Source organism: Vibrio sp. (assembly GCF_038138445.1).
Taxonomy (GTDB): domain Bacteria; phylum Pseudomonadota; class Gammaproteobacteria; order Enterobacterales; family Vibrionaceae; genus Vibrio.
The window spans coordinates 1-10,429 of sequence record NZ_JAYQDQ010000115.1; the positions used below are offsets into that span (position 1 = coordinate 1).

Annotated in this window: 9 protein-coding genes; 2 read left to right on the forward strand and 7 right to left on the reverse strand. The window is 44.2% G+C overall.

Going from position 1 to position 10,429, the window contains the following annotated elements; translation table 11 throughout:
- Nucleotides 1–186, forward strand: a 186-nt coding sequence (locus AAFM34_RS18980; protein WP_341665559.1) for a hypothetical protein, incomplete at its 5' end; no start/stop codon positions are given.
- A 52-nt stretch (nucleotides 187–238) separates the two neighbouring features.
- Here the strand turns inward: AAFM34_RS18980 and csrA are convergent.
- The 6 genes from csrA to pncC form a co-directional block, all read right to left on the reverse strand.
- Complete coding sequence (csrA, locus tag AAFM34_RS18985; protein ID WP_114787819.1) at nucleotides 239–436, reverse strand: carbon storage regulator CsrA; 198 nt, start codon at nucleotides 434–436, stop codon at nucleotides 239–241.
- A 92-nt stretch (nucleotides 437–528) separates the two neighbouring features.
- The gene (locus tag AAFM34_RS18990; RefSeq protein ID WP_341665562.1) at nucleotides 529–1,716 is read right to left on the reverse strand and encodes an aspartate kinase; all 1,188 of its coding nucleotides are present in this window, start codon (nucleotides 1,714–1,716) and stop codon (nucleotides 529–531) included.
- A gap of 177 nt (nucleotides 1,717–1,893) precedes the next feature.
- Nucleotides 1,894–4,476 (reverse strand): alanine--tRNA ligase, encoded by a 2,583-nt coding sequence (gene alaS / locus AAFM34_RS18995; RefSeq protein ID WP_341665564.1) that lies wholly within the window; start codon nucleotides 4,474–4,476, stop codon nucleotides 1,894–1,896.
- Nucleotides 4,477–4,712: 236 nt separating this feature from the next.
- Nucleotides 4,713–5,168 (reverse strand): recombination regulator RecX, encoded by a 456-nt coding sequence (gene recX / locus AAFM34_RS19000; RefSeq protein ID WP_341665566.1) that lies wholly within the window; start codon nucleotides 5,166–5,168, stop codon nucleotides 4,713–4,715.
- Between the two features lie 73 nt (nucleotides 5,169–5,241).
- Nucleotides 5,242–6,288 (reverse strand): recombinase RecA, encoded by a 1,047-nt coding sequence (recA, locus tag AAFM34_RS19005; protein ID WP_341665575.1) that lies wholly within the window; start codon nucleotides 6,286–6,288, stop codon nucleotides 5,242–5,244.
- A 177-nt stretch (nucleotides 6,289–6,465) separates the two neighbouring features.
- The gene (gene pncC / locus AAFM34_RS19010; RefSeq protein WP_341665568.1) at nucleotides 6,466–6,951 is read right to left on the reverse strand and encodes a nicotinamide-nucleotide amidase; all 486 of its coding nucleotides are present in this window, start codon (nucleotides 6,949–6,951) and stop codon (nucleotides 6,466–6,468) included.
- Nucleotides 6,952–7,035: 84 nt separating this feature from the next.
- Between pncC and mutS the strand changes: the two genes are divergently transcribed.
- Entirely contained in the window at nucleotides 7,036–9,600 is a 2,565-nt protein-coding gene (gene mutS, locus AAFM34_RS19015) for a DNA mismatch repair protein MutS (protein ID WP_341665570.1), read from the forward strand.
- A gap of 37 nt (nucleotides 9,601–9,637) precedes the next feature.
- Here the strand turns inward: mutS and lptG are convergent.
- A partial coding sequence (gene lptG, locus AAFM34_RS19020) for an LPS export ABC transporter permease LptG (RefSeq protein ID WP_341665572.1) occupies nucleotides 9,638–10,429 on the reverse strand: 792 nt, incomplete at its 5' end.

Here is a 10,429-nt window from a genome sequence, read left to right on the forward strand (position 1 = left end):
CAAACCGCATACTCCCTTAGCAGGGGAGCGCCTTCAGCCTCTCGGCCACCTCACCATCTTGCGGAGGCACATATTACGATTTACCGAAAATATGTCAAACGTTTTCTTGGTAAAAAACATAAAAAATTGACCAAGCGTCGGCAATTTAATCAAAGCGATGCTAATTCACTCTTTTCTATAAAATGATTTTTGTTAATTGCATAAAAAAGACCAACATAAGTCGGCCTTTTTTATCTCACTAGTAATTACCTGAAGTAGTATTACCATTACCTTTTTCAGCTTGAATGCGCATGTAAATTTCTTCACGGTGAACAGACACTTCTTTTGGCGCGTTCACACCAATACGAACCTGATTACCTTTTACGCCCAGTACAGTGACTGTGACTTCATCGCCGATCATGAGAGTTTCGCCTACGCGGCGAGTTAAAATTAGCATTCTGTGCTCCTTGAGTAATCTCTGATTTTTCTTGCTACGAGGCTATTATCCAACAAAAGTTATATTTTCGTAAACTTTATTCTCAAACCTGATTAACTTGAACACGCCCGTTTAGGCTGATAGTTAATCGCTTGCGCTGAGACAAAGTACGCATGATGCAATATGTTTGCGGCTTTGTCGATGCTTTCTGAGGGCAATACCCATGTCAGTGACTGTTGGTTAACACTGCGATGTATCACCTCAATACCTTGTTCAGCTAATAGCACATAAGACAACTCTAGCAATCCATCAAGCTGTTGGCCAACGAGCGTCAGCAAGCTAACCTCTTCACTTTTAATGATTTTATCACCAAACACCAATTCCAATTTTGCATAAGCTTCGTGTTTTATTACTATAGTTATTCCATCTTTGTATTCAAACGTACTCCAGATGTGAACTCCCAACATTTTGCACTGTATTTCAAAACTCAGATAATCATCATTGGGTAGATTAATGCAAATCATTTCACGCTGGATAGCGACACCACAAAGAGGTTGTAAGGGCTCATTTCCTTTTACCAAACTACCTTCTGAGGGACTATATGTAGATAAAACACGTAGTGGAACATTATTCTGCCGAGCATATTTCACTGAGGGCAAATGAAGAACCTTCGCCCCTCGACATGCCATTTCTTCCATTGACTCAAAGTCAATGACATCAATTTTTTTCGCTTCTGGAACGATATTAGGATCACAGGTGTAAATGCCATCAACATCGGTAAAAATTTGGCACTCATTGGCTTGTAGGTTACCTGCTAATGTCACAGCACTGGTATCTGAACCGCCGCGCCCTAAGGTAGTAATATCCCCATATTGGTTGACCCCTTGAAAACCCGCCACTATTACTATCAAATCCTGTGATAACAGCGTCTTAATTGCAGAGGTATCGATACTCATAATCGCAGCATTATTATGATGATGATCAGTAACAATATTGGCTTGCGCTCCAGTCAAGGAGCGTGACGAGTAACCTTGTTTATTTAAGGTCATCGCTAATAATGCCATTGATACTTGTTCACCTGCAGAGAGCAGGACATCAAGCTCTCGAGCCGTGGGCACACTATCAATTTGTTTGGCTAAATCCATTAGCCGATTAGTTTCTCCTGACATTGCTGATACAACAACAACAACTTGATTACCATCATTTTTTGCCTTAATGATGTGCTCGGCTACTTTGTGGATATTTTCAATTGTTCCAACAGAAGTCCCACCGAACTTTTGCACGATAAGGGGATGTTTCACCAGTCTTCACCTTCCCAAGACCATAGTCTTATTCGCACCACGCACTATTGCCATATAACTGCTTGTGGTAGTAACAACAAAAGCCAAGAATTCTAAAACACACTAGAGGAGCGTCTGATTATTCACTTGGCTAGCTCAAAAAATTACGCTCAACCAAACTAGGTTGAGCGTAAAAATTTATAGACGTTCTTCTAGCCAAGGCTGAACTGTCTTTATAGCTTGTGGGAGTGCCGCAATATCACTCCCCCCTGCTTGAGCCATATCTGGGCGTCCACCACCTTTACCACCAACCTGCTCAGCAACCATTTTAACCAAATCTCCAGCCTTGACTTTACCGACTAGGTCCTTGGTTACTCCAGCGATTAGGCCTATTTTGCCATCGTTAACATTGGCTAGCATGACAACACCGCTGCCCAATTGGTTTTTGATGTCATCAACCATGGTGCGTAAGTTTTTACTATCCGCACCTTCCATTTCAGCGATGAGCACTTTAGTACCGTTTATTTCTTGGGCTTTGCCCATAATGTTGGCACTTTCTGCTGCCGCCATTTTATCCTTAAGTTTTTGGATCTCTTTCTCTAACGCTTTGGCCTTATTAGCAGACTCCACCAACTTCTCTTCGTATTTAGCTTGCTGCAATTCAATGGTATCTAGGGCTGCCTCGCCTGATACTGCCTCTATACGGCGGATGCCTGCCGCTATCCCACCTTCAGAAGTGATCTTGAATAAGCCTATGTCACCAGTGCTTGATGCGTGAATACCACCGCAGAGCTCTGTAGAGAAATCTCCCATTGAAAGTACACGAACCTCATCATCGTACTTCTCGCCAAACAAGGCCATTGCCCCCTTTTGCTTAGCCGACTCTATATCCATAATTTGAGTTTCAATGATATGGTTACGGCGGATTTGAGCATTAACTAGGCGTTCCACCTGTTTTAGTTCGGCAGGCGTTACCGCTTCTAAATGAGAAAAATCGAAGCGTAGATTTTCAGGCTTAACCAAGGATCCTTTTTGCGTAACATGCTCTCCCAAAACCTGACGAAGTGCAGCATGCAGAAGGTGGGTGGCAGAATGGTTTAGCGAAATTGCAGCCCGGCGCTTAGCATCAACCAAAGTTTCTACTTCGTCTCCTTTGGCTAACACGCCTTCTGCTAATACACCATAGTGAGCGATGGCATTGCCTAGCTTCTGTGTATCTTCTACTTTGAAAACACCCGATTGTGTTTTGAGCACACCTGTATCACCGCACTGACCACCAGACTCTGCGTAAAACGGAGTCTCATCTAGGATAACTATCGCTTTATCACCCGCTGATAATGATTCTGCCACTTCACCATCAACAAACATTTCAGTCGCAGTACTACTTCCTTGAGTGGCAAGGTAACCGCAAAAGTCAGAATGTGTTTGCGTTTTGATTGTCGCGTTGTAATCAGTACCGAACTGGCCTGCTTCACGAGCGCGCTGACGCTGAGCTTCCATTGCTTGTTCGAAGCCTCGCTCATCAATCGAAAATTCACGCTCACGCGCAACATCGTTGGTTAAGTCGGCCGGGAAACCATAGGTATCATAAAGCTTAAATACGGTTTCACCATCAAGAACCTTACCCTCTAGATTATCCAGAGCTTCATTGAGGATAGTCATACCACGCTCTAAGGTACGACCAAAGTTTTCTTCCTCAATTCTCAGTACTTTTTCTACAACCGCTTGCTGTTTCTTGAGCTCTTCACCAGCAGAACCCATCACATCAGCCAAAACTCCGACAAGCTTGTGGAAAAATACGCCCTGAGCACCGAGTTTATTACCGTGGCGAACAGCACGGCGTATGATACGGCGCAAAACATACCCACGACCTTCATTAGAAGGCATAACGCCATCGACAATCAAAAATGCACACGAACGAATATGATCGGCAATCACGCGCAGAGATTGGTTTGACAGATCCTGATAGTCTATCGTCTGTGCGGCCGCTTGAATAAGCTTTTGGAATACATCGATTTCGTAGTTGGAGTGTACGCCTTGCATGATAGCTGAAATGCGCTCGATGCCCATTCCTGTATCGACCGCAGGCTTAGGCAGAGGCTCCATCGTACCATCAGCATGACGGTTAAATTGCATAAATACGTTATTCCAGATCTCGATAAAACGATCGCCGTCTTCTTCAGGAGTACCAGGACGCCCACCCCAAATGTGATCGCCGTGATCATAGAAGATCTCAGTGCATGGTCCACAAGGGCCTGTATCTCCCATGGTCCAGAAATTGTCTGACTCGTATTGTTTACCACCCTTTTTATCACCGATACGCACAATACGATCAGCAGGGACACCGACTTGTTTATTCCAAATGTCAAAAGCTTCATCGTCTGTTTCATAGACGGTGACCAAAAGACGATCTTTAGGCAGCTTTAGAGTCTCAGTTAAGAATTCCCAAGCATAAGCAATCGCATCTTGTTTAAAGTAATCACCAAAACTGAAGTTACCCAGCATTTCGAAGAAGGTATGATGGCGAGCAGTAAAACCAACATTTTCTAGATCGTTATGTTTACCACCAGCACGTACACAACGCTGAGCCGTCGTTGCACGAGTATAGGCTCGTTTCTCTGCACCTAAAAAGCAATCTTTAAATTGGTTCATACCTGCGTTTGTAAATAGCAGGGTTGGATCGTTATGCGGGACCAAAGATGAACTGTCTACAATTTGGTGTCCCTTGCTTTCAAAGAACTTGAGGAACGCATTACGAACCTCGTCAGTGCTCATGTACATGCAGCGCTTCCTAGAAATAATCGAGTTAGAATTTTGCGCTATTGTAGATCATGCCAAGCTCCACGACTAGGCCCTGTTTATCTTTCACGCACTATTTTTCGCAAGCAGGGCTAATATTAGGATCTCAGTTATTTATTGATCGGCCTACGCGAGCTTATAGTCAGGCTGATATACGAAGTGGAAAATAGTGCGAGCTGCTAAAGTGGTTAACAAAACCATCGCTAGGCTTAAAAATATTAATTTTTGCCTAACGCATACTCAATCTGTTCAAAGGTAAAGCCTCGATATTGAAAAAAACGGACTTGCTTGGCATATTGCTTTGGATCTTCAGCCCTTTGGCCTTGAAATTTTTTTTCACCAACTTGTTTTGCCAATTCAAACCAATCTTGTGGCTCTTCTTCCATCGCCAGATCGATTATCGACTCTGCCACTCTTTTCTGCTTTAGTTCTTGACGAATACGCCTCTCTCCATGTCCTTTATAAACATGTTGTCGTATTTGACTTTTAGCATAACGAAGATCATCGAGGTAGTTATGAGTCAGGCAAAAGTTTATCGCTTCATAAACGGCACTTTCTTCGAAACCTTTGTAAATAAGCTTTTGACGAAGTTCATATTCACCATGATCTCTTCGACTCATGAGTTGTATTGCAACGTCTTTTGCCGATAAAGACGGTGAGGCTCTTTTAAGCATATGCTTCCCTAGCGTGGGTAATAAAAAAGCCCCGCTCAACTGGCAGGGCTAATAATCATCATAACCGCATGACTTACAACTCTTCTTTCTCTGGCATTTGCTCTAGCTCAGCGTCATCAGATTGGATTTCAGCGGGAGAAAGCAGCATATCGCGCAGCGTAGCATCAATAGTTTGCGAAACATTCACGTTTTCACGCAAGAACTTGGCTGCATTCGCTTTACCTTGGCCAATTTTATCGCCATTGTAGCTATACCAAGCGCCAGCTTTCTCAATCAGTTTGTGTTTCACACCCAAATCAATCAGCTCACCTTCACGGTTAAACCCTTGACCATACATAATCTGAGTTTCCGCTTGTTTAAATGGCGCTGCGATCTTGTTCTTAACCACTTTGATACGAGTTTCGTTACCGACAACTTCATCGCCTTCTTTGATTGAACCTGTGCGGCGAATATCAAGACGAACTGAAGCATAGAACTTAAGTGCATTACCACCTGTTGTAGTTTCAGGGTTGCCAAACATCACGCCTATTTTCATACGAATTTGGTTAATGAAAATACACATACAGTTTGACTGCTTAAGGTTACCCGTTAGCTTACGCATAGCCTGCGATAACATGCGAGCCTGTAAACCCATGTGGCTATCACCCATCTCACCTTCAATTTCTGCTTTTGGCGTTAATGCAGCAACAGAGTCGACTACCATAACGTCAATCGCACCAGAGCGAGCTAATGCATCACAAATTTCAAGTGCTTGCTCACCAGTATCCGGCTGAGATACTAATAAGGCATCTATATCAACGCCCAACTTTTTCGCATAAACAGGGTCAAGTGCATGCTCTGCATCAATAAAAGCACAGGTTTTGCCCTCACGTTGAGCAGCGGCAATAAGTTCAAGAGTGAGTGTGGTTTTACCTGATGATTCAGGACCATAGATTTCGACAATGCGCCCCATAGGAAGGCCACCAGCACCTAGAGCAATATCAAGAGACAGTGAACCAGTAGAGATGGTTTCTACATCCATGGCACGGTTATCGCCAAGACGCATGATAGAACCTTTACCGAATTGCTTTTCAATCTGACCAAGTGCTGCCGCGAGCGCTTTCTGTTTGTTATCGTCCATCATTTTCTCCACTTCACTCATCACGTTGATTGATGATATTTGAATGCTTATTACTGCGTCAGAGCTATTCTGAGCCATCGATACAAATTATTATACTGTTGATTCATACAGTGTCCATAGCTGTGGAGATTTTTTTTGTATCTCATCTGCATCTTGTTAATTTTTGTGAGTTTAATTTTAACTCTTCAGTTTTTCATACAATACTTGCAACGCAAAGGTTACTGCTTGCTGCCGTACTTCTGCTCTATCACCAGAAAAACACTGGGTATCAACTTTTAGCCACCCTTTATCATCTGCCCATGCAAAACATACTGTCCCAACGGGCTTTTCTGCACTGCCTCCACCAGGTCCTGCCACACCACTAATGGAAACACCGATGTTGGCATTGGAATACTTAAGCGCTCCTTGCACCATTTCCACCGCAGTCATCTCACTAACTGCACCATGCGATTGAATGGTGTCTTCAGCAACCCCTAGCATCTCGACTTTAGCGGCATTGCTGTAGGTAACAAAAGCGCGATCAAACCAAGCAGAGCTTCCAGGTATATCCGTGATGGCCGCTGATACACCACCTCCAGTACAAGACTCTGCCATTGTGAGGAGTAATTGATGGTATTTTAGACACTCCCCCAAGTTTGCCGATAAGATTTGCTGTGATTCCATATCTAAAAACCTCATTGTGACTTTTCGCCAAATCATGATTAACGTATCCTAAGCCGCAATAGACACAAACGAAAGAAATTACCCGTGAAAGCTGAACAAAAACACACTCCCATGATGCAGCAATATCTCAAGCTTAAAGCTGAGAATCCGGACATCTTGTTATTTTATCGGATGGGGGATTTCTATGAACTTTTTTATGATGATGCCAAGCGTGCTTCCCAACTGCTTGAGATTTCATTAACAAAACGTGGAGCATCAGCTGGTGAACCCATTCCAATGGCGGGGGTGCCATTTCATGCTGTGGAAGGCTATCTTGCAAAGTTAGTCCAGTTAGGAGAATCTGTCGCTATCTGTGAACAGATTGGCGATCCTGCTACAAGTAAAGGACCTGTAGAGCGAAAGGTAGTGCGAATTGTCACCCCCGGAACCGTGACCGACGAGGCGCTACTTTCTGAACGTATTGATAACCTCATCGCAGCTATCTATCACCAAGACGGTAAATTTGGTTATGCGACTCTAGATGTCACATCAGGACGCTTCCAATTGACAGAACCCCAAACAGAAGAAGCGATGGCTGCAGAGCTGCAACGCACTTCACCAAAAGAATTGCTGTTTCCTGAAGATTTTTCCCCCGTTGAGCTTATGGCCTCGCGCAATGGTAATCGCCGCCGCCCAATTTGGGAGTTTGAGCTCGATACTGCTAAGCAGCAACTTAACCAACAATTTGGCACCAGGGATTTAGTTGGATTTGGGGTCGAAAATGCGATGCTCGGCCTATGCGCTGCTGGTTGTTTGATCCAATATGTCAAAGACACCCAGCGCACCGCACTACCGCATATCCGTTCTCTTACCTATGATCAGCAAGATAGTTCAGTGATCCTCGATGCCGCAACTCGGCGTAATTTAGAAATCACCCAAAACCTTGCTGGTGGATCAGAAAACACGCTGGCAGAAGTATTGGATCGCAGCGCAACAGCGATGGGAAGTCGAATGTTAAAGCGCTGGTTGCACCAACCAATGCGAGATATCAAAACGTTAAATCATCGCCTTGATGCAATTAGCGAGCTCAAAGAGCTGGCTTTGTTCTCAGAGCTGGAACCTATTCTCAAACAAATTGGTGATATTGAACGTATTTTAGCGCGCCTTGCGCTTCGCAGTGCTCGCCCTAGGGATCTGGCACGCCTGCGCCACGCGATGCAACAGTTACCTGACTTGGCTGACACCATGGGTACCTTGGCTCATCCATACCTGACTAAGCTTGCCACTTATGCCGCGCCGCAGCAGGCCGTTTGTGAATTACTTGAACGAGCCATAAAGGAGAATCCTCCTGTTGTAATAAGAGATGGTGGTGTAATTGCAGAGGGCTATAATCAAGAGCTTGATGAATGGCGTAAATTGGCTGAAGGAGCGACCGAATATCTCGACAAACTTGAACAAGATGAAAGAGAACGTCATGGTATCGACAGTTTAAAAGTCGGTTACAACAACGTTCATGGCTTCTTTATCCAAGTCAGCCGGGGACAGAGCCATTTAGTCCCTCCTCATTACGTTCGTCGCCAAACATTAAAAAACGCTGAGCGCTATATTATTCCTGAGCTCAAAGAGCATGAAGATAAAGTTCTCAACTCAAAATCCAAGGCTTTATCGCTTGAAAAACAGTTATGGGAAGAACTGTTTGACCTATTGCTGCCTAATCTAGAAAAGCTACAAAATCTTGCTTCAGCAGTATCACAAATCGATGTACTGCAAAATCTTGCTGAGCGAGCAGACAGCCTCGATTATTGTCGCCCGATCCTAACCAATGAAACAGGCATCCATATTCAAGCAGGCCGTCATCCAGTGGTTGAGCAGGTATTGAATGAGCCTTTCATCGCCAATCCAATAGAACTCAATCCAAAGCGGAAAATGTTAGTTATTACTGGTCCCAATATGGGCGGTAAATCGACTTATATGCGCCAGACAGCACTCATTGCCTTAATGGCTCATATTGGCTCATACGTTCCTGCAGAGTCCGCTCAAATTGGCTCCATTGATCGAATATTCACCCGTATTGGCGCTTCAGATGACCTAGCGTCCGGGCGCTCTACGTTTATGGTTGAAATGACAGAAACTGCCAATATTTTGCATAATGCGACGACCAAAAGTTTAGTACTTATGGATGAAATTGGCCGAGGCACAAGTACTTATGACGGCTTGTCTCTTGCGTGGGCTAGCGCAGAGTGGTTAGCAAAACAATTAGGAGCAATGACCTTATTTGCAACTCACTACTTTGAGTTAACTGAGCTGCCAAATCAGATCCCGCATTTAGCTAACGTACACTTAGATGCCGTTGAACACGGTGACAGTATTGCTTTCATGCATTCAGTACAAGAAGGGGCTGCCAGTAAATCCTATGGTCTTGCTGTCGCTGCGCTTGCCGGTGTACCCAAAAGTGTCATTAAGAGTGCACGAATCAAACTATCTCAATTAGAACTGCTCAGCGAGGCAGAGAGTAAGCCTAACCCTAGCTTAGGTGACGGGGAAAACCAGCTCAGCCTCATACCAGAGCCAAGTGAAGTTGAGGAAAGTCTCGCCAATATTAACCCTGACGATCTTACCCCACGCCAAGCTCTAGAAGAGCTTTATAGGCTGAAAAAACTTTTATGTTAGTTATAAAAATGGGCTGCAGTAGCAGCCCATTTTTTAGCTACAGCTTTCTTCGAAGCAATAGTAAAGCAATGGTCAAGAAAACAATACTTGGCATCACAGCCCCAAAGGCTGGAGGAATATTGTATACCAAGCTCAATGGACCGAAAAACTCACTGGATATATAAAAGGTAAATCCAGCCACAACACCTGAGAGAATGCGAGCTCCCATAGTCACGCTGCGCAATGGTCCAAAAATAAACGACAGAGCCATCAACATCATCACTGCGATGGAAAAAGGTTGAGTCACTTTTCTCCATAAGGCCAATTCATACCGCGAAGAATCTTGCTCAGAGTCTTTAAGATACTGAACATAATCATACAAACCTCCCAGAGAAAGCTCTTCAGGCTTGACAGTAACCACAGCAAGCTTGTCTGGTGCAAGTGAGGTCGTCCAGCGGTATTCTGGAAGATTGGTCTTGGAAATTTCGACTTCATCAACCATCTCAGTAACTTGGACATTCTTCATTAACCAAGTGTTATCGGATAGATAATCGACTTCCTCTGCATAGACGACTGTTTCCAACTGCTTATCAGAATTAAACCGCCACATGTTCAGCCCATATAGTTTGTCATCATCTACTTTGCCTATGAAGATAAAGTCGTTAGCATCGCGAGCCCACACCCCTGTACGTACTGACATAATTGCGCCGCCAGATGTACTAAATGCACGTAGATCTCGCGCCATTTTTTGTGCTTGTGGTGCCCCCCATTGACCAAGTAGCGTCACCAATACCATTAGGGGAACAGCCGTTTTAAGCACTGACAAACCAATATCGAGTTTGGAATAACC